Annotated in this window: 24 protein-coding genes and 3 tRNA genes; 9 read left to right on the top strand and 18 right to left on the bottom strand. The window is 67.4% G+C overall.

Annotated features, from left to right (window positions below; translation table 11 throughout):
- Positions 1–13: 13 nt before the first annotated feature.
- The 3 genes from ABZV40_RS25855 to ABZV40_RS25845 form a co-directional block, all read right to left on the bottom strand.
- Positions 14–841 carry an SDR family oxidoreductase gene (locus ABZV40_RS25855; protein WP_355446478.1) on the bottom strand — a complete coding sequence of 276 codons (828 nt, stop codon included), beginning with the start codon at positions 839–841 and terminating at the stop codon, positions 14–16.
- Positions 842–1,020: 179 nt separating this feature from the next.
- On the bottom strand, positions 1,021–1,497 hold the full coding sequence (locus ABZV40_RS25850) for a macro domain-containing protein (RefSeq protein ID WP_355446475.1): 477 nt from the start codon (positions 1,495–1,497) through the stop codon (positions 1,021–1,023).
- Positions 1,498–1,543: 46 nt separating this feature from the next.
- Positions 1,544–1,990, bottom strand: coding sequence for a GNAT family N-acetyltransferase (locus ABZV40_RS25845; RefSeq protein WP_355446472.1), 447 nt, complete (start codon positions 1,988–1,990; stop codon positions 1,544–1,546).
- Positions 1,991–2,063: 73 nt separating this feature from the next.
- Between ABZV40_RS25845 and ABZV40_RS25840 the strand changes: the two genes are divergently transcribed.
- Together ABZV40_RS25840 and ABZV40_RS25835 are read left to right on the top strand one after the other, a co-directional pair.
- Positions 2,064–2,513, top strand: coding sequence for a hypothetical protein (locus ABZV40_RS25840; protein WP_355446469.1), 450 nt, complete (start codon positions 2,064–2,066; stop codon positions 2,511–2,513).
- 13 nt (positions 2,514–2,526) lie between these two features.
- The gene (locus ABZV40_RS25835) at positions 2,527–3,129 is read left to right on the top strand and encodes a hypothetical protein (protein ID WP_355446466.1); all 603 of its coding nucleotides are present in this window, start codon (positions 2,527–2,529) and stop codon (positions 3,127–3,129) included.
- Positions 3,130–3,308: 179 nt separating this feature from the next.
- Here the strand turns inward: ABZV40_RS25835 and ABZV40_RS25830 are convergent.
- From ABZV40_RS25830 to ABZV40_RS25800, 7 genes are all read right to left on the bottom strand, one after another.
- Positions 3,309–3,381, bottom strand: a tRNA-Arg gene (locus ABZV40_RS25830).
- A 41-nt stretch (positions 3,382–3,422) separates the two neighbouring features.
- Positions 3,423–3,512: transfer RNA gene (locus tag ABZV40_RS25825), tRNA-Ser, on the bottom strand.
- Between the two features lie 155 nt (positions 3,513–3,667).
- The gene (locus ABZV40_RS25820) at positions 3,668–5,614 is read right to left on the bottom strand and encodes an acetoacetate--CoA ligase (protein WP_355446463.1); all 1,947 of its coding nucleotides are present in this window, start codon (positions 5,612–5,614) and stop codon (positions 3,668–3,670) included.
- A gap of 75 nt (positions 5,615–5,689) precedes the next feature.
- Positions 5,690–6,445, bottom strand: coding sequence for an ESX secretion-associated protein EspG (locus ABZV40_RS25815; protein ID WP_355446460.1), 756 nt, complete (start codon positions 6,443–6,445; stop codon positions 5,690–5,692).
- Positions 6,442–7,755 carry a PPE domain-containing protein gene (locus ABZV40_RS25810; RefSeq protein WP_355446457.1) on the bottom strand — a complete coding sequence of 438 codons (1,314 nt, stop codon included), beginning with the start codon at positions 7,753–7,755 and terminating at the stop codon, positions 6,442–6,444. Before ABZV40_RS25810 ends, ABZV40_RS25815 begins: the two co-directional genes overlap by 4 nt.
- A complete protein-coding gene (locus tag ABZV40_RS25805) occupies positions 7,752–8,252 on the bottom strand; it encodes a hypothetical protein (RefSeq protein WP_355446454.1) in 501 nt (166 codons plus the stop codon). The genes ABZV40_RS25810 and ABZV40_RS25805 overlap by 4 nt, the downstream gene beginning before the upstream one ends.
- Before the next feature lie 134 nt (positions 8,253–8,386).
- On the bottom strand, positions 8,387–9,028 hold the full coding sequence (locus ABZV40_RS25800) for a dienelactone hydrolase family protein (protein ID WP_355446451.1): 642 nt from the start codon (positions 9,026–9,028) through the stop codon (positions 8,387–8,389).
- A 76-nt stretch (positions 9,029–9,104) separates the two neighbouring features.
- Here ABZV40_RS25800 and hisC point away from each other — a divergent pair, with 76 nt between their 5' ends.
- On the top strand, positions 9,105–10,172 hold the full coding sequence (gene hisC / locus ABZV40_RS25795) for a histidinol-phosphate transaminase (protein WP_355446448.1): 1,068 nt from the start codon (positions 9,105–9,107) through the stop codon (positions 10,170–10,172).
- Here the strand turns inward: hisC and ABZV40_RS25790 are convergent.
- Positions 10,162–10,911, bottom strand: coding sequence for a sulfite exporter TauE/SafE family protein (locus ABZV40_RS25790; RefSeq protein ID WP_355446445.1), 750 nt, complete (start codon positions 10,909–10,911; stop codon positions 10,162–10,164). The genes hisC and ABZV40_RS25790 overlap by 11 nt on opposite strands.
- 185 nt (positions 10,912–11,096) lie before the next feature.
- Between ABZV40_RS25790 and ABZV40_RS25785 the strand changes: the two genes are divergently transcribed.
- Positions 11,097–11,516 (top strand): helix-turn-helix transcriptional regulator, encoded by a 420-nt coding sequence (locus ABZV40_RS25785; protein ID WP_355446442.1) that lies wholly within the window; start codon positions 11,097–11,099, stop codon positions 11,514–11,516.
- Between the two features lie 11 nt (positions 11,517–11,527).
- On the top strand, positions 11,528–11,926 hold the full coding sequence (locus tag ABZV40_RS25780) for a VOC family protein (RefSeq protein ID WP_355446440.1): 399 nt from the start codon (positions 11,528–11,530) through the stop codon (positions 11,924–11,926).
- A 317-nt stretch (positions 11,927–12,243) separates the two neighbouring features.
- Here ABZV40_RS25780 and ABZV40_RS25775 read toward each other — a convergent pair whose 3' ends face one another.
- The 5 genes from ABZV40_RS25775 to ABZV40_RS25755 form a co-directional block, all read right to left on the bottom strand.
- On the bottom strand, positions 12,244–13,053 hold the full coding sequence (locus tag ABZV40_RS25775; RefSeq protein WP_355446437.1) for a hypothetical protein: 810 nt from the start codon (positions 13,051–13,053) through the stop codon (positions 12,244–12,246).
- 106 nt (positions 13,054–13,159) lie between these two features.
- Positions 13,160–13,327, bottom strand: coding sequence for a hypothetical protein (locus ABZV40_RS25770; RefSeq protein WP_355446434.1), 168 nt, complete (start codon positions 13,325–13,327; stop codon positions 13,160–13,162).
- 6 nt (positions 13,328–13,333) lie between these two features.
- Positions 13,334–14,446, bottom strand: a complete 1,113-nt coding sequence (locus tag ABZV40_RS25765; RefSeq protein WP_355446431.1) for a radical SAM protein — start codon at positions 14,444–14,446, stop codon at positions 13,334–13,336.
- Positions 14,447–14,690: 244 nt separating this feature from the next.
- Entirely contained in the window at positions 14,691–15,365 is a 675-nt protein-coding gene (locus ABZV40_RS25760) for a hypothetical protein (protein WP_355446428.1), read from the bottom strand.
- Positions 15,362–15,493, bottom strand: coding sequence for a hypothetical protein (locus ABZV40_RS25755; protein WP_355446425.1), 132 nt, complete (start codon positions 15,491–15,493; stop codon positions 15,362–15,364). The genes ABZV40_RS25760 and ABZV40_RS25755 overlap by 4 nt, the downstream gene beginning before the upstream one ends.
- Before the next feature lie 321 nt (positions 15,494–15,814).
- On the opposite strand from ABZV40_RS25755, the gene ABZV40_RS25750 reads away from it, so the two are divergent.
- From ABZV40_RS25750 to ABZV40_RS25735, 4 genes are read left to right on the top strand one after another with little or no spacing between them, the layout of a single operon-like run.
- Entirely contained in the window at positions 15,815–16,195 is a 381-nt protein-coding gene (locus ABZV40_RS25750) for a hypothetical protein (protein WP_355446422.1), read from the top strand.
- Positions 16,195–16,719 carry a DUF6879 family protein gene (locus tag ABZV40_RS25745; protein WP_355446419.1) on the top strand — a complete coding sequence of 175 codons (525 nt, stop codon included), beginning with the start codon at positions 16,195–16,197 and terminating at the stop codon, positions 16,717–16,719. Before ABZV40_RS25750 ends, ABZV40_RS25745 begins: the two co-directional genes overlap by 1 nt.
- A gap of 17 nt (positions 16,720–16,736) precedes the next feature.
- Positions 16,737–17,615, top strand: coding sequence for a helix-turn-helix transcriptional regulator (locus ABZV40_RS25740; RefSeq protein WP_355446416.1), 879 nt, complete (start codon positions 16,737–16,739; stop codon positions 17,613–17,615).
- A gap of 3 nt (positions 17,616–17,618) precedes the next feature.
- Positions 17,619–17,801 (top strand): DUF397 domain-containing protein, encoded by a 183-nt coding sequence (locus ABZV40_RS25735; protein WP_030465451.1) that lies wholly within the window; start codon positions 17,619–17,621, stop codon positions 17,799–17,801.
- A 145-nt stretch (positions 17,802–17,946) separates the two neighbouring features.
- Here ABZV40_RS25735 and ABZV40_RS25730 read toward each other — a convergent pair.
- Together ABZV40_RS25730 and ABZV40_RS25725 are read right to left on the bottom strand one after the other, a co-directional pair.
- Positions 17,947–18,031 (bottom strand) — tRNA-Ser (locus ABZV40_RS25730).
- Positions 18,032–18,059: 28 nt separating this feature from the next.
- Positions 18,060–18,491 carry a MarR family transcriptional regulator gene (locus ABZV40_RS25725; RefSeq protein ID WP_355446560.1) on the bottom strand — a complete coding sequence of 144 codons (432 nt, stop codon included), beginning with the start codon at positions 18,489–18,491 and terminating at the stop codon, positions 18,060–18,062.
- Positions 18,492–18,494 lie beyond the last annotated feature (3 nt).

Here is an 18,494-nt window from a genome sequence, read left to right as displayed (position 1 = left end):
CTGCCCTGTCGTGTCACCGCGCGACACCCCAACGCACCCATGCGGGGTCCTCGGGAACCAGCTGCCGTTCGAAGGCCTCCGCGATCGACTCGACGTCCCACTCCGCCTGTTCGATCACCGGCTCCTTCGGACTCGTCTGCCCCATGACGTGCAACCGCCCGTTGGCGAACCGGATCAGCTGCCCGGTGACCTTCGCCGCCCGATCGCTGAGCAGGTACGTGACCAGCGGCGCGATCGTCTCGGGCGGCCCACTGGGCCCGGCCTCGCTGTCCGCCGCCGCCATCCGCGTCCAGGCGACCGGGCACACGGCGTTGACCCGGATCCCCTTGTCCTGCAGCTCGTTCGCCGCACCGGCCGTGATGCTCGCGACGGCACCTTGGGACGCGCTGTAGGCCAGCGCCGTCGGCTGCCCGGCCATGGCGATCGAGCCGAGGTTGACGATCGAGCCCCGCCGCATGCTCTGCGCGGCCGCGTTGGTGCAGTAGAGCGTGCCCAGGACGTTGACCTCGATGAGCTCACGCATCTTCGCGGGATCGTCCTGGCCGATGGCGGCCTGGTAGTGGATGCCCGCGTTGTTGACGAGCCCGTCGATCCGCCCGAACGCGGCCGTGCACGTGTCCACCGCGGCCTGCGCCTGCTCGGGATCCGTGACGCTGCCCGCGCTGACGACTGCCCGGCCGCCCTGCAGGGTGATGAGCTCGGCGACCTGCCTGGCCAGCGGCTCGTCCACGTCGTTGATCACCACAGCGGCCCCGCTGTTGGCCGCGTGGGTGGCGAACGCGCGTCCCAAACCCTGCCCGGCACCGGTGACCACCACGGCTTTGCCCGCCAGAATCGCCATACTTCAAGTGTGGCCAAACGGGCTCACTGAGCGGTCAGTCAGGTCGGCGAGTGGCCGCTGTCCGCGCCGAACGGCGTATGTGGAACGACGACCGGTCAGCCGGATTTCTCAACCGGTTTCCGCAGATCAACCACTGTGGAATCGATTGCGCTGACGGCTCGTCCTCAGTAGAAAGTTCACTAATCGAAGTCGTACACGATCGTGTCGATGTCCTGCTCCAGCAGAGTCCGGACGATGATCGGCTCGACTCGCTCCCACCGCCCGCCGGCCAGCCCGCAACCGATGCGCGGCATGTGCACGCTCGCCTTCAACTGCTTCGCGTGCCCGGCCAACGCCACCAGGCACCGCTCGATCGCCTCGTATCGAACCGGCGGTCCGTTGCTGCCCGTGCGGGTGCCACGCTGCCCCACCATGTTCGCAACCCAGATGTCGGGCCTCACCTGAACCAACTGCGTCGCACCGAGCCCGAAGTCGTTGCCCGCACGCCCCCGATGCCACTCGCGGTAGGCCCGTTCCGGCTCCGGCCACCGCTTCGACAGGGCGAGCACGAACCCCTTGCCCCAGCCACCCAGGTCGTTGCAGACGTGCGCGATGATCTTCGGCCCCTTGGCCTGGGGGCTCGTCGCATCCCCCTTGATCACCCGCAACGTGCGCATGCGGCGATGCTGCCCGCACGGAGGTTCGCCTGTCGACGCGATTTCTTCAGGGAGCTTCGCCTCGCCGGTAGCTGTAGTGGATGAAGCCGGGGAGGTACGTGCCCAGCTTGTCGTAGAGCGAGCGGGCCTCGGCGTCCTCCAGCGTGTTCCAGTAGAGGCTGCGGAAGCCGTGCTCCTCAGCGTCCCGCGCCACCCACCTGATCATGGCCGTGGCCACGCCTCGGCGTCGAACACCGCTGTCGACGAACAGGTCAGCCAGATAGCACCGTCCGGAGACACCCCAGACACTCGCGTGGAACACGTAGTGGGCGACGCCGACCATCCTGCCGTCGAGCCACGCTCCGATTCCGCGCGTCTCCCCGCCGAGCAGGCGCCGCCAGGCGCGCTCGTAGTCCTCGTCAGTGCGCTCGGTCTCGAAGTAGGCGTCCTTGCCACGAATCAGCGGTTCCCAGCCGTCACGATCGGCCTCGTCCAAGAAGTTGATCTCCACCATGAAGTCATGGTGCACGCGAAAGAGAGCGTTCGGCAGCGCACGAACCCGCTACCCTCGAACTCCGAAGAAGGCGGTGATCAACCTGGACGACGTGAACACCGTGGTCGGATTCCTCATCACGTGGATCATTCGTGACTCGGAGCGGTTCAAAGGACAGTCCCGCAACCGCGCAATCGACCGGCACCTGGAAGAGCTCGCCCGCGTCGTGACCGAGAAGCTCGACGACGACTCACTGATCTCTCGCGTGCGGACCGAGGTCAGCCAGACGACGGAGCTGCGCCCGCGCACCAGGCATGACCTCATTTCCGCCCTGTCCATGGCCATGGCCGACCGCGAGTGGGCAATGCAGCTCCACGGCCTCGTCTCCACGCTGGAGGAGATCGCCGACAGTGCCGCAGAGCCGCCGGACTCAAAATCCCGTGGGGCCGTCGTCTCGAACACGATCAGCGGGATGGTCCACGGCACGGTCGTCCAAGTCGACAACATCCACGGCGACATCAGCATCCGGCGCGAGCGCGAGTAGGGACGAGAAAACGATGCAGGTCGCAACCCTGGCCATCGCGATCCTCGCGCTGCTGGTGTCCTGCCTGTCCTTCGCCTGGCAGATCTTCAGCTTCTCCGCTTCCGGCCGGAAGGTGAGGGCCTACGTCTCCATCGGCTGGCGAGGAGCTGAGGACGACTCGTTGATCCTGAGCTCGATCAAACGCCGCGACGATCCGCTCGACCGCCTGTCCCAGTTGTCCGGCAAAGGCCCGTCCACGCCGGTGCTCGGCGTCACCGTGCACAACGTGGGCCGCTCCGACCTGTACGTCTCCGCCGTCTTCGTCGCAGGTACCTCGAAAGCCGACACGCACATCCCGGCAGTGAGAACGACCTGGCCACAACTCCCTCACCTGCTGAAGTCCGGTGACAGTGAGAACTGGTACCTCGACGCGGCCGAGTTCGAACGGATCTGCGCCGGCTGGAACCTGATCAACGGCAACCGCAGGTCCACGATCGAGCTGCGCATCTCGCTGAAGGACGGCCGGACGGTGCGAGCCCGCCGCCGCATCAAGGTCGCGGAACTCCAACGAATCTGGAACGTCGCAAAGGCGAGCAGCGGCCTCCCTGTAGGCACCCCGGCACCAGGAACCGCCTGACCGCACACCTGACCCAGGCACGACGCGACAGGTGGGTCATGTAGGCGCGAAGCGCCACATGACCGGGGGTCCGGGGGCGAAGCCCCCGGCTGGGGTCTGGGGGCTCGGCCCCCAGAAAACACAACGAAAGATCCCTGTCTGCGTTTTCCGCAGACAGGGATCTCCCGGATCTTTCGTCGCGCGCTCGACAGGATTCGAACCTGTAACCTTCTGATCCGTAGTCAGATGCTCTATCCGTTGAGCTACGAGCGCAGGTCTTCAATTATAACCGATCCCCTAGAGGCTCGGCCTTGCGGAGGCTCCGGGATTTGAACCCGGGATGGGGGGTTACCCCAAACCGCATTAGCAGTGCGGCGCCATAGACCAGACTAGGCGAAGCCTCCCGGGACCATCCTTGGCCACGACGCATAGGTTACACAGGTCCCCAACCGAGTTGCAAAACGCCCCCCTCTAACCGCGAAACGTGCTGGTCAGGGCACGTGCGGACGGCTTGAGAGGGGCGTTAAACGCCTGTTCACGCGAGATGAAGTGACCTAGATCATCCCGAGGCGAGTTCCAGGAACGGTTGGAGGGACTCGGGATTGCGGAGGGCGCCTCGGCTGACGGCCTTCTCCGGGTCGGCGCCGGCGAGGATCTTCTTCACCGGGACCTCGCACTTCTTGCCGTTCAGGGTTCTGGGGATCTCGGCGACGGCGACGAAGCGGTTCGGGACGTGGCGCGGGGACAGGGACGAGCGCAGTTCCTTTCGCAGCAACGGTTCCACGTCGGCCAGCGAAACGCCGTCGAGGACCACGAAGCAGAGCAGTTCGCCCTCGGTCACGCCGGAGGTGTCGATCACCAGGGAGTCGACGACGCCCGGGACGGACTCGACCACGCGGTAGAACTCCGAGGTGCCCATGCGGACACCGCCTCGGTTCAGGGTCGAGTCGGAGCGGCCGTAGATCACGGCCGAACCTCGCGGGGTGATGCGGATCCAGTCGCCGTGGCGCCAGATTCCCGGGTAGGTGTCGAAGTAGGCGTCGCGCAGGCGCTCCCCGGAGGTGTCGCCCCAGAAGAAGACCGGCATGGACGGCATGGGCTTGGTGATCACGAGCTCGCCGACGGCGTCGTTCAGGGCGTTGCCCGCCTCGTCGAACGCGTGGACGGACGCGCCGAGGGCCCGGCAGGAGAGTTCGCCCAGCCAGACCGGGCGGTCCGGGGAGGCTGCCACGAAGGCCGTGCACAGGTCGGTGCCGCCGGAGACCGAGGCGATCTGGACGTCCTTGCCGACGGCCTCGGCGATCCAGCGGAAGCCTTCCGGGGTCAGGGGTGCGCCGGTCGAGCCGACCACGCGCAGGCCCGTCAGGTCGTAGCGGGACGACGGGGTGAGGCCCTCCTTCAGGCACGACTGGACGTAGGGGGCCGAGGTGCCGAAGTAGGTGACTCGGTGCTGTTCCGCCAAGTGCCACAACGTGTTCAGCGACGGGTAGGCCGGGCTGCCGTCGTACAGGACGATCGTGGTGCCGACCAGCAGGCCGCCGACCAGGTAGTTCCACATCATCCAGCCGGTGGTGGTGAACCAGAAGAAGCGGTCGCCGGGGCCGAGGTCGCTGTGCAGGGCGAGCATCTTCAGGTGTTCCAGGACGATGCCGCCGTGGCCCTGCACGATGCCCTTGGGCAGGCCCGTGGTGCCGGACGAGTAGAGCACCCAGAGCGGGTGGTCGAACGGCACCGGCGTGAACTCCAGCGCGGCACCGGCGAAGGAGTCGACCAGGTCGGTGAAGGAGTGGGTGTCCGGCAGCGAGGCGCCGTTGTCCAGGTAGTCGATCAGGACCGTGGCGCGCAGCGACGGGATCTGCGAGCGGATCTCCTCGACGACCGGGCGGCAGTCGAAGGACCGTCCGTTGTAGACGTAGCCGGAGACGGCGACGAACACGACCGGCGAGATCTGGGTGAAGCGGTCGGCTACCGCGCGGGCGCCGAAGTCCGGGGAGCAGGACGACCACGTGGCGCCCAGCGAGGCGGCCGCCAGGAAGGCGATCAGGGCTTCGGGGGCGTTCGGGACGAGGGCCACCACCCGGTCGCCCGCGGAGACGCCCAGGGAGGCCAGCGCGGCCCGGAAAGCGGCCACCCGGGAGCGCAGGGCGCCGAACGTCAGCGACGAGGCGGCGCCGTCCTCGCGGTGGAAGATCACGGCGAGGTCGTCGTCGGCGCCCCGGCGCAGGGCGTGCTCGGCGTAGTTCAGCGTCGAACCCGGAAACCACTGGGCGCCCGGCATCTCGGACGACCCCAGCACCCGGTCGAACGGGGTGTGGAACTTGACGTCGAAATACGCAGCTATGGCGCCCCAGAACCCCTCCAGGTCTGAGACGGACCACTCCCACAACGACTCGTAGTCGGGGAAGTCGTGGTCACGCTCCGAACGGAGCCATGACCGGAAGGCGGTCATCCCGTTGTCCCTCGTGGGGTCGGGGCGCCACAGCAGTTCGACGTCGGTGTCGGTCATGCCCCATGTCTAGTTGAGGCGGAACCGCACGTCCATGTGTGATTGGTGGACAGGACGTCCACCACCGGTGTGGAACTACCCCGCCGCCAGCAGCTCGTCGACCGCGCTGGTCAGCCGGGCCGCGTCGGCCGGGGCCAGCACGAGCCAGCCGTCCTGCTTGCGGAGGAGGTAACGGCCCTCTCGGGTGTCTAGCCACGACACCGAACGGCCAGTCGGGCGCGGTACGCCGTCGCGGTTGCGGGCGGTGAGGCCCAGCTCTCCGCCGCCGATCCGGGACGTCACGGCGCGCAGCAACGTGTGCGCCTCCGGTTCGCGGATGCCGGCGTCGCGCAGGACGTCCAGGAACGCCTGCTTGCCGTCCTGCTCCCCCGCCTTGCCCGCCCGCACGTAGTCGTCCCAGCGCACGTTCACGGCACGGCCGGTGCCGGGCGCGAGGCCCGGTAACGACGACACCGTGGCCGAGGCCAGCGAGGTCGGGCGGAACGGGAACAGGTGCACGTCGTTGTTGACTCGCGCGGCGAACGCGCCGCCCCAGCCCGCGCAGGCGATGCCGCGGGCCAGTTCCGCTCCCTTGAAGTACGCGATCTCCAGCGCGCGGTCGAACTCGCCCAGGCCGCTCACCAGCGCACGCAGGTCCGGGTCCGGACGGTGCACGGTGCCCAGCCCGCGGGCGTAGAGCGTCTGCGAGCTCTCCTCGACGAGACGCTGCCGCGCCGCTCGGGTGGCGCCCACGTGGGGCGTGCCGAGCGGCACGACGCGATCCTCGCCGTGCACGGCCTGCCACAGCAGGAAGAACTCCTGCGAGCTCACCGTGAACTGGCGTTCGTTCACTGACCGATCACCGGCGGGGCCGCCTTGCGGTCCAGACCGAAGACGTTGTCGTCCTCTTCCAGGTAGCTCGCGCTCTTGTGCTCGCGCGCGTCGTCACGGCCCTGGCCCGCCGCGGGGGCACCGGCCATCGGCGCGCCGCCCATCGCGAGCGGGTTCTGGAACGCCTTGGTCTGGCCACCGGTGGACGGCGACGCGGCCGCCGAGGCGGCTCCGGCGACGGAACGCTCGTTCACACCGGCCAAGCCACCGCCACCACCGGCAGGACCACCGGCACCGCCGCCACCGGCAGGGCCGCTCTGGTTGCCGGAGCCGGAGTTGAACGGACGGGACAGGCCCATGCCCATGCCGCCGAACCCGTCACCGCTGCCGCCACCGCGGACACCGGCGCCACCGCCGTAGCCGCGCGACGACGACGTGGTGTTCGTGGTGCCGCGGTTCGCAGCGGCGGCCGTGGTCGTGACGGGAGCACCGGCACCACCCGCGCCACCGGCACCGCCGTCCGCGGTCGTGTTGTTGCGCGCCGCGAGGTCGCCGCCACCCAGCGTCGGGTTGGGGTTGACCGGGTTCACCGGAGGCGTGAACTGCGCCGGCACGGTCTGGTCGACCGCGGCCGAGTTGCGCTGGAACGCCGCCATCACGTCCGCCGCGCGGCGGTGCGAGGCGTCGTTGGCCGCGAGGGTCTCGACCGGGCTGGTGCCGAGGGTCGCGAAGCCCTGGAAGGCGCTGGACGTGGTGGGCTGGCGCAGCAGGGCGGCACGGTCCGTCTCGATGCCCACGAGGCCCGCGGCCGAGTCCATCATCGTCAGCTGGTCCCGCACGAGCGCGGGGCGCGGAGGAACCGCCGGAGCCGTCGCCGTCACCGTGGCCGGCGACTCGACCTTGGCCGGGGGCGGCGGCATCGCGGCACGGGCGGCCTCGACGTTGTTGGTCTCGGTCGTGATCGCGGCGGCCACCTTGTGCGCGTAGTTCGACGTGTCGTCGACCCAGTTGGTGACCTGGGTCAGACCGTCACGGGCGAGCCGGGCGGACTCGCTGTCCCAGCCGGCGGTGGAGTCCTCCACGGCCTTGAGCAGGTGCTCCCGCACACCGGCGATGTCCTCGCCGATCTTCTGCCAGTTCGTCGCCGCGGCCTGGGCACCGGCGAGGTTCACGCCGTTGTGCACCATGTTGTAGAGGTCCTCGTGCGAGTAGACCATCCAGTCGATCGGCTCGTGCAGCTTCTCGCGGTCGTACTTGTGGTCGTCGTAGGGCGGCGGCTTGTCCTTGCCGCTGTTGCCGTTGCCCTTGTTGTCGTGCGATCCCTGAGTCACCAGGACCCCCCGGCCTTGTTGAAGCCCTGCTTGGCTTCGTCGTCGGCGTTGCGGGTGTTCTCGCGGTTCTTGTTCAGCGCGGCGCTGATGTCGTCGAGGACCTTGAACAGGTCCAGCAACGCCTTCGCCGCGCCCGAGTCCTCGCCGACGGCGAGCTCGGCGAACCGCGCGCTGATCGCCCTCGCCACCGGGTTCTCACCGAACTGCAGCGGCGTCGCCAGCTGGTCGCTCGTGCGCTTCCACAGGTCCATCACCTGGTCCCGCGCGTGCTCGACCGCCTTGATCAACGCATCGGCGGCGTCCTCGTCGAGCGTCAGCTTTCCCTTGTCCGCGGCCTGGTCCAGCTTCGCCGCGGCATGGCTCGCCTCCGCCTTGTCCACCAGCATCTGTTGCTGGAGAACAGGTTTCACCGCCGCCAGCTGCTCCGCGGTGATCGGCGTGGTGGTCGCCGTCGAGACCGCGGGTGTCTCAGTGCCTGTCCCAGTGCCTTCAGCCATCCTCACAACCCCCTGCACTGCTTACTCGTCACCGCAGCACTGAGTGTTACTCGCAGCTACACCCAGTCAGCCGTCCGAAGCATCCCTTAGATGTACCTGGAGGACGGTTCGGTTCCAATCCGCCGTAAAGACTCTTACCTCATGTGTGCGTCGAACCAGTTCAACGCACGAGTCCACGCTTCGTCACTGGAAACGTCGAAACGGACCACATCCGACGCGGTTTCCGAGCTGATCACCGCATCTCGAAGCTTGCTCACTTCTTCGGAGTCGTCGTCGCGGTAGATGCCGAGCCACGGGCACGTGAGGTCGGACGCGACGTCCACCAGCGCGGGCAACCCTTCCGACAACGGCTCCAGAATTCCGGGCCCCGCAACGGTGACGGCTGCCCCGATCGTGCGACTCGCCGCGACCACCATCGCGACCGTGCCGCCGATGTCGAACCCGACGACGCCCATGCGGTCCGCGCTCACGCCCTGCTGGCCCAGCCAGACGAACGCGACGTCGGTGTCCTCCAGCAGGCGGTCGCCGGAGAGCTTGCTGACCTGGTCCCGGATGTCGTCGCCGTGCACGCGGTCCGCGTCGTAGAGGTGCGGCGCGATCGCGAGCCAGCCCTCCGCGGCCAGGCTGCTGACCAGCGAGCGAACGCCCGCGGTGATGCCACGGGCCTCGTGCAGCACCACGAGCCCGCCGCGCACGGCGCTGTCGGGTTCGGCGATCGTCACCCGCAGCTCACGGCCGTCGGTGAGGGAAAGCGTCTCGATGCGGGTAGTGGTCATGTTTCTTACCCTTCCACGCCGGGGTGAACTCCAGTCAACGTGACCAATCGGACGGAGCAATGCGAGGATCGGTGGCATGACCGTGCGAACCCGTGCTGACCTGGCGTCGTTGCCCGCCTACGTGCCCGGCAAGTCCATCCCCGGCGCCATCAAGCTCGCGAGCAACGAGGTGTCCGCCGGACCGCTGCCCAGCGTCGTCAAGGCGATCGCGGAAGCAGCCACCGGTGTCAACAGGTACCCCGACTCGGGCTCCGTCGAACTCACCGGGCGGCTCGCCGACAAGCTCGGCGTCCCCGCCGACCACCTCGCCCTCGGCTGCGGCTCGGTGACCCTGTGCCAGCAGCTCGTCCAGGCGACCTGCACCGAGAACGACGAGGTGCTGTTCGCGTGGAGGTCGTTCGAGGCCTACCCGATCGTCACGCACGTGGCGGGCGCACGGCAGATCCGCGTGCCGTTGACCTCCGAGCACGTGCACGACCTGGACGCGATGGCCGCGGCGATCACCCCGAACACCCGGATGGTCTTCGTCTGCAACCCGAACAACCCGACCGGCACCGCGCTGCGCACCGAGGAGATCGAGGCCTTCATCGCGAAGGTGCCGCGCGACGTGCTCGTGGTGCTCGACGAGGCCTACAAGGAGTTCGTCGAGGACGCGCACGTCCCGGACGGCGTCGAGCTCGCCAAGCAGCAGTGGGCGGCGGGCCACGACAACGTCGCGGTGCTGCGGACGTTCTCCAAGGCGTACGGTCTCGCGGGCCTGAGGGTCGGTTACGCGGTCGCACCGCCCGTCGTCGCCGAGGCGCTGCGCAAGGTCTACGTGCCGTTCTCGGTGAACGCCCTCGCCCAGGTCGCCGCCATGGCCTCGCTGGACGCCGAGGACGAGCTGATGGTCCGCTGCCGCGCGATCGTGGCCGAGCGCACCCGCGTCCGGGGAGAGTTGCTCGCGCTGGGCTACGAGGTGCCGGAGAGCCAGGCGAACTTCGTGTGGCTGCCGCTGGGCGAGCGCACGGCCGCGTTCAACGAGCACTGCCTGGCGCACAAGGTCGTCGTGCGCGCGTTCGCGGGCGAGGGTGCCCGCGTGACGATCGGTGAGCCGGAGGAGAACGACGCCTTCCTGGCCGCCGCCCGCGCGTTCACTTCATGAGCAGCTGAACGATCGCCGCGACTCCCACCACCACGATGACGCCGCGCAGCACGGCCGGTGGGAGTTTGCGGCCGATCTTGGCCCCGATCTGGCCGCCGACCACGGAACCGACGGCGAGCAGCAGCACGGCCTCCCACGCCACGTCGGCGATGAAGATGAACAACACGCCGGCGATCAGGTTCACGAACGCGGTCAGCAGGTTCTTCAGCGCGTTCATCCGCTGCAGGTGCTCGTTGACGAGCACGCCCATGATGCCCATGACCAGCACGCCCTGCGCGGCCCCGAAGTAGCCGCCGTAGATGCCCGCGGCGAAGACCCCGAGCCACAGCAGCACGCCACCGTCGTTGTGGCCCCTGCGGTGGGCGAGCTTGCGGTTGAGCCACGGCTGGATCACCACGAGGACCAGCGCGATCACGATCAACACCGGCACGATCGCCTGGAACGCCTTGGCGGGCAGCGTCACCAGCAGGATCGCGCCGATGATGCCGCCGAGGATCGACGCCGGCAGCAGCTTCGCGATGCGTGACCGCTGGCCCTTGAGCTCCTCGCGGTAGCCCCAGGCACCGGAGAGCGAGCCGGGCACGAGACCGAGGCTGTTGGAGACGTTCGCGACCACGGGCGGGTAGCCGACGGCGAGGAGCACGGGGAACGTCACGAGCGTGCCGCTGCCGACGACGGTGTTGATGCCGCCCGCGAACACCCCCGCGATGACCACGGCGATTGCTTCCCAGACCGTCATGTCACCCCCAAATACCCGATGGTTAGCGACGCTAACACTCCACTCGGGACAGCGCGGTGTGGTGCTGATGACACAGGTCGCGGAAGACGAACCGGCCCCCGGTGTGCCCGTGGGGTCGTCCTGCGCGAGTGCCACAGCCGAGGCAGACCCCTCCGACAACTGCGCCCCGGTGGCATGCTGGTCCGGTGACACCGGAGGACCTCGCCCACCTGCGCCGGGCACGCGACCTGATGGACCGCGACTACGCCCAGCCGCTGGACGTCCCCGCGATGGCCCGCGCCGCCCTGATGTCCCCGTCGCACTTCGCCCGCCAGTTCCGCGCGGCCTACGGCGAAACCCCGTACGGCTACCTGATGACCCGCCGCATCGAACGCGCGAAGGCGTTGCTGCGCCTCGGCACCCTCTCGGTCACCGAAGTCTGCGTAGCGGTCGGCTGCACCTCGCTCGGCTCGTTCTCGGCCCGCTTCACCGAACTGGTCGGCGAGACCCCGTCCGCCTACCGCGCACGCTCCCACACCGCACTGGCCGTCGTGCCCGGATGCCACCTGAAGGGCCTGACCAGACCGAGCAGATTTCGAGAAGCGTCGCGCCCCCGGCGTCCCTAGGGTCACTTCCCATGAAGCTCTCGCACACTTTCCTCTACGTCCACGACCAGGACATCGCCCTGAAGTTCTACCGCGACGTCATCGGCCTCGAGGTCCGCGCCGACGAGACGGTCGAGGACTACCGCTGGCTCGCCGTGGGCCCAGCAGACCAGCCGGACCTGGAGATCGGCCTGGCGCGCATCGGCCCACCCGTCCCGCCCACCGACTACGAGGCCCTGAACGCGTTGCTCGCCAAGGGATCCCTGCAGGGCCTCATCTTCGAGGTGGACGACGTGGACGCGAAGTTCGAACAGGTCCGCGCGGCCGGCGGCGAGGTGCTGCAGGAACCGATCGACCAGTTCTACGGCGTCCGCGACTGCGCCTTCCGCGACCCGTCCGGCAACATGATCCGCTTCTCCAGCAAGCGCTAGCCCAGGGCGCTCTCCGAGGGCGAAGCCCTGAAGGGGGTCCGGGGCGCAGCCCCGGCTGGGGGTCTGGGGGCTCGGCCCCCAGAAGACACCTGGAGCGAGGCATGGTCGACGCTCTCCGTCGACACACGTCACCCCGAGCGGAAGCGGAGGGATTTGAACCCCCGGACGGTTGCCCGTCTCCCGCTTTCAAGCTGAGCGCTGCTTAGCTCTGTGCATCGCCAGGTCTTTGCAGGACAAACGTACCCTAGCAGCGAGCGTAGGTCGGCAAAGCGTGTGCACTTAAGTTGATCACGCTAGGGTTCTTCTCGTTTGAGGGGTCAGACTGAGGCGAGCTGGCCGTCGGCCCACTGGCGGGCGGCGTCCGCCATACGCTGCTTCCACGGCTGTGGGTCGCTGGTAGCGATGTCGGTCCACATGTCGACGTTGGCGCGGGCGAACACGCCGAGCGCGGTTCGAGGGGCAGAGGCCCATGCGCGCGTGCGGCTCACGAGTTGCTCGGCCTGTGCGGCGGTGTGCCCGGCGGCGATCAGCCGCAGGGCGAGGCAGCACGGGTCGATCCACGCGCCGCCACGAGTCGGCCATGCCCAGTCGATCATGCGGGGCGTGCCATCCTGCGTGATCAGGATGTTGTCCGGGTTGTAGTCGGTGTGCAGCAGCGTCTCGCCGCCGAGCAGCTCGGCCTCGGAGTCGTCGAGGTACCCGCGCCACCGCTTCCGCGCGTCCTTCAACGGCAGGTCGGGCACCGGAAGCGACGTCAGCGTGTCTACAGCCGCCAAGACGGCCGGGAGGTCCGGCGAGCCTGGGGCGTAGTCGGGGTGGCGCCCGGCGATGTACTCGAACGCCAAAACGTCCCAGCCGTCGGCGTCGTCGAGCCGCCACAGCAGCGCCGGGGCGAGCGGCTGCACGTGCGGGTTGATCGTCGCTTCGCGCTGTTGCGCGACGACACCAGCGTGGTCAGTGCGGATGCCCTTGACGAACACCTGCCCGCCGGGGGTGTCCAGGACTGCGGCGAGCGCCGAATTCATCCCCTGCGACAGGGTTCGTGCCGCCGTGATCTGTCCGACCTGTGCGCCGATCGCGTTACGCAAACCTGCTGGCAGGCTGCTCCACTCGATGCGTTCTTGCATGTTCCTCGACCATCGTCGTCAGCCCGTGAACGGGGCGAGGCTAGCCGACACGATAAAGGTGGCCGGACGCGACGCGCGTCCGGCCACCTGGTTCGGTGACAACCAATCAGTACGGGTTGTCGTCCGATGCGGCGCAGTTGCACCGGTTGTAGGCGCCAAGTACCTCGACGTCGTCGACCATCACAACGGCGTCGGCCGCGACCGGCTGTTCGACCACTTCGCCGACTGCGACAGCAGCCGACGGCGGCAACAGATCGAGCATCACCACGGACATGCGTAATCACCTCCCCCCGTGCTGGCAGTAGCGCTCGAGGGGTGCCTTCGCCGTCTGGTACAGCTTGGCCAGAGGGCGACAGGTCCAGCAGGTGCCCGACAGCGCGCAGCCGGAACAGCCGCCGGTACGTCCCATCAGCGAGTCAGCGACTCCGGCGAGTTGGCGCAGGGCGTCGAGGCCGTGGTCGACGAGCGAGAACTGTGCGTCGCGACCGACCTTGCAAATGCTCGCCATGCCGTACGGGTCAGCGTGGAAGTGCGTGTGTCCGGCGCCGCACCCGGTGAACGGTCGGCGGGCGCGCAGGAAGTTGGGCGACTGCGACGGCAGCGTGTCCGCACCGCCGTTGATCGTGGGAGAGATGTTGGAGTACACGTTGTAGGTGACACCGAGGTTCTCTGCGAACGCCGTCATCTTGGCGAGTTCGTGCTCGTTCTGATCGGTGATCACGAGGTTGAAGTGCAACGGCAGGCCGTGCTCGTGGGCCGCCGTAATTCCCGTCGTGAACGCCTTGTGTGAGCCGCGCCGTGCCGTTACCGCGTCGTAAACCTCGGCGCTGGCTCCGTAGACGCTGACCGTGATCCGGTACGGGCGTCGTGCGGTCAGCAAGTCGAGTATCGGCGGCGAGTGCAGGCGCGACCCGTTCGTCGAGACGGTGACCATCATCCCGAGGTCCCATGCGGTCGCGTAGACCGGCGCGAACAGCTTGTCGATCGTCGGCTCGCCGCCGGTGAGCTGCACCCACAGCACCCCGGCGTCGCGCATCGTGTGCAGCAACTGCTCACGGTCGCTCCATTCGAGCCCGTCGAACTCCTTCACCCCGAGGTAGCAGTGCGGACAGTCGTAGTTGCATCCGAGGTTCAACTCATACGACGCGCGGCCGTACCCGTGCTCCGACGGCTCGCGGACCTTCACCGCATCGGCAAGCGGCCTGCCCGTGATGTCGATGCCCCAACGCCGCTGGGCTGCATCGACCAGCCACTGTGGACACGCGCTGTCCGCGTGCGTCGATAGTGCGAGCAGCTCCTCGAACCTGCCAGAACCGATCTTCACCGCCCGCTGATCGTCCGGTTTCAACACCAGGTGGTCATTCAGGAACGGACTTGCGATGAGCGCGTGCATCAGCCTCTCCCGGTGGTTGGACGTCGTGGAGTTCCGATCAACGGCCGCGCTCTGTCGCGAGGCAGGCGGGACATGCATGGGCCGGATCGGTCGGCTTCGGCGGCGAGCTGATCGGCTCGAACGGCGCGCGGTCGCACCTCGGCGTGACCACCCCGTCGACGATCGACTCTGCCCGGTGAGAGTCCCCGTCCTTGATCGATGCGTTGTGCCAGCGGTCGATATCGCTGATTGGGGTAGCCATCGCTTACGCCGCAACCAGCTCAGGCGGCGTCCATACCGGTTGCACCACCTGTTGAGGTGGCTCGAACAACACACCTTGTCGTGGCGCGAACAACACAGGCGACTCGATCAGCCCCCGCACCTCGTCATCGAGCTGACTTTCCAACATGGCGACCGTGAGGGCGCCCTCGTCAGCGTCGGCGTGCTGACCGTGCATCGTGACGAAGAACCAGTGCAGGCAGATTCCCGCCAACAACAGCATGAACAAGACGAACGAGCCGGTGAAGATCAGTGCGTCGGCGGCCATCGTCGCAACTCCGTTCTGTGCAGGGGTCAAGGTGGTGCATTGGGGCGAACCGGCTCCGCTCGTAGCGACCAGCACGGTCCAAGTTCTTGGGCGGGACGCAGATCCGGCCGCCGCGATAGCGCGACGCTCGAACTCGACGGCGAGCGAGGCGAACGTCGTCGGGTGAGCCAACGTGCTTCCGACGAGACCGAACGGGGCGGACCAGTCCGGGCCAGGCGGCAGACGCGAAGCAACCGCCGGGCCTTCGCTGAAGACGATCGCAACGTCGAGGTACGGCCGCCCGTTGGGCCACCGCCAGAACAACAGCCCGTCGTCTCGGCCGTGGTGATCGTGCATCGGCAGCACGTCGAAGCCAGCCCGCGTCATGCGTTGCACATCCGGGTGCATCGTCACAGCCGTCCTCGGCGCAGGACCGCAACACGCTCGTCACGCTTCGCCTGGTCAAGGGCGAACACCAAGCGCGCGACGAACGTCAGTCCTGCCAGGACCGCGACAACGACCTCGCCGATCGTGACGCTCATCAGTCCTCACCTCCTGTTCTTGATCCGTGGTGCTGAAGGCCACAGTTCGATCCGTCGCCTGCGGGTGGGTTCGAGGTCCATCGGTGGAGCACGGAACTGGCGCGAAGTCGGGGAGAACGCGCCAGTTCCGCCCACACACCATCCCGAACCAGCCCAAGCAAAGCAAGCAATCTGAGCAATCTTGCTCATTCTTACTCCGGCTGGCTGACTCGATGACTACAGAGAGCGAGAGTTGAACGCGCTGGTCACCCAGCGTGCCGTTGACGTCGGCATGGATTGCGCAACACCATGCAATGAAGTGCGCAATCTTGGGAGATGATCATGAACCTGAAGTTCCTCGGCACTACGAGCAACAGCGGCTCCTGCCCGAACCTCTACGAGACGGACCGAGGCACCTACGTCGTGCAGGGCTACAAGGTCACCGACCCCAACGCCCTCGCCGCAGCTCGCGACCGGAACATGCTCGACACCGAGACGCTCGTCGAGATCCCGGTCGCGTTGCTCGACTTTGCTCCGACCACGATCAACAGCGACTCGTACCCGCACGTGTACGAAACCGGCCGGAACACCTACGTCATGCAGGGCAATACGGTCACCGACGCCGAGGCCCTCGCGACTGCCTACGAGCGTGGCCTGCCGGACACCGAGACGCTGATCGAGATCACGGTCGCCTCACTGGACCTCGCGCCGACGGGGGTCTGATGGCCGAACTGATCAGTCCAACTGCGTTCGCCGACCTCTTTCGCACGTTTGAGCGGTCGGCGTGGCGATGGGAAGCCCAGGGCGAATACCACCAAGCGGACGAGGTCGAGCCGTGGCAGAGGTGGCGTGATGGCGTGCCAGTCGCCGACGATCTCGCCTGGTTGAGCGGGTGGCTGGACGACGTCCAGTCAGCCACCAGGGCCGGCAGGGCCTTTCAGCGAGTCCGGAAGCTCACCGATCCGTTGACCGAGTACCTGCGATGGCAGATGGAGGTAACCCCAGCCAACGTCGAGGCCGGTGAGGAGATCCGTCTCCTGCCCGATCGGGTGGCGCGAGAGCTAGGTCTGCCTGATCACGACTTCTGGATCTTCGATGGCGGCAAGGTCGCTGTACTTCAGTTCGGCCCTGAGGGCCTGACAGGAGCCGAGATCGTTACGGAACCCGCTACGGTTGCGCAGTACAAGTCCTGGCGCAATCTTGCTTGGACCGCCGCAGTTCCGTTCGACGATTTCGTGAAGACCTAGCCACCGACGAGGAGACCGTGAGCACGCCAGACGATCGCCGGATCGCGTTCGCCAACGAGCTGATCCGCATCCGCAAGAAGGCCGGACTGAACGGCAAGCAGCTTGCGGAACGGTGCGGTTGGCAGGCGTCGAAGGTCTCCAAGATCGAGAACAAGCGACAAGACCCTACGGACTCCGACGTCCTCGACTGGATGACCGCGGTCGAGGCGCCGGAGTCCGAGGTTGAGCGGATGCGCGAGTGGCTCCGTTCGATCGACATAGACCGTGCCTCATGGAAGCACCAGCTCCACAAGGGCCACGCTGACAGGCAGAACTACAGCAGGCAGATCGAGAGCAGCGTCTCGATCATCCGCGTGTTCGAGGTGATCGTCGTGCCGGGACTGGTGCAGATCGCCGAGTACGCCCGGCACATCTTCATCAGCGCTGCGCAGTTTCAGCAGACGCCGATGGACACCGACGACGCCGTAAGCATCCGCATCGAGCGGCAGCGAGCGCTCTACGACAGCGCGAAGAGCATTGAACTGCTCATCTGCGAGTCGGCCCTGATGTACTACGTGTGCCCACCCGAGGTGATGGTCGCGCAGATCGACCGGCTGCAAGCGCTCCTCGGGCTTCGCGTGCGATTCGGCATCATCCCCTTGGGGACGAGACTTCCAACGGTGCCACCGAACGGCTTCTGGATCGTCGGCGATCGGGTCCTGATCGAGACCGTCGACACCGAGATCAACACGGAGACACCTACCGACCTTGAGACCTACAACCGCCTGATGGACCAGCTGTGGACCGTCGCGGCAGAGGGAGACAAGGCGCGCAAGATCCTCGTTCGCTGTGCGGAGGCAGCATCAGCCGCCGCCGCTGCACAGGTGGACGACATTCCGTCGCAGGAGGAGAAGTAACCCATGGAACAGATGCAGTTCCGCAAGTCGAGCTACAGCGTCGGCAACCCAGAGCAGTGCGTCGAGGTCGCATTCGCCCGCGACGGTGTGCGCGTGCGCGACTCCAAGGGCTCGGCACTCAACCTTCTTGAGGTCGGGCCAGATGCGTGGGCAGCGTTCCTGAGGTCGTCGCGGTCATCCGCATAGGGTGCCTGGTCTGTGCCCGTGCGCCAGCGTAGGTCGCTCTTCGTCAGAAGTGACGAAAGCGTGTGTACTGGACACGCTATACGCGCTCAACCGTGTACTGCACGGAGTGCCCTGCGCTGCGTTTTGGCAGTTCAGAGGTCATGAGCGGAAGCGGAGGGATTTGAACCCCCGGACGGTTGCCCGTCTCCCGCTTTCAAGGCGGGTGCATTCGGCCGCTCTGCCACGCTTCCTCGACGCCGGCGGCGTCCGCCGAGAAGCCTAGCCGTTCGACTCGCGGAGGTGTGTCATGACCCGGTCGAACACCTTCGCGAGCACTTCGCCCTCCTCCGGGGTGAGGAGGTCGACGATGTGTGCGCGGACGCCGCGCAGGTGGGTCGGGGCGGCTTCGACCAGTTGGGCCATGCCCTTCTGGGTCAGTTCGGCGAGGACGCCCCGGCCGTCCTCGGTGCACTCGCGGCGCATGACGAGGCCTGCTTTTTCCATGCGGGCGACCTGGTGGGAGACGCGCGACTTCGAGGAGGCGACGTCTTCTGCCAGTTGGGTCATGCGCATGCGGTGGTTGGGCTGTTCGGACAGGCGCACGAGGATCTCGTAGTCGGCCAGTGACACACCGTGGGTGTCCTGCAGCTCTCGATGCAGGCGGTCCATGAGCATGGAGGAACCGTTCACGTAGGTGCGCCACGCACGCATCTC

It is taken from the genome of Lentzea sp. NPDC004782, from assembly GCF_040609115.1.
In the GTDB taxonomy this organism is placed as follows: Bacteria; Actinomycetota; Actinomycetes; order Mycobacteriales; family Pseudonocardiaceae; genus Lentzea.
This window is presented reverse-complemented; position numbering and strand designations above follow the sequence as displayed.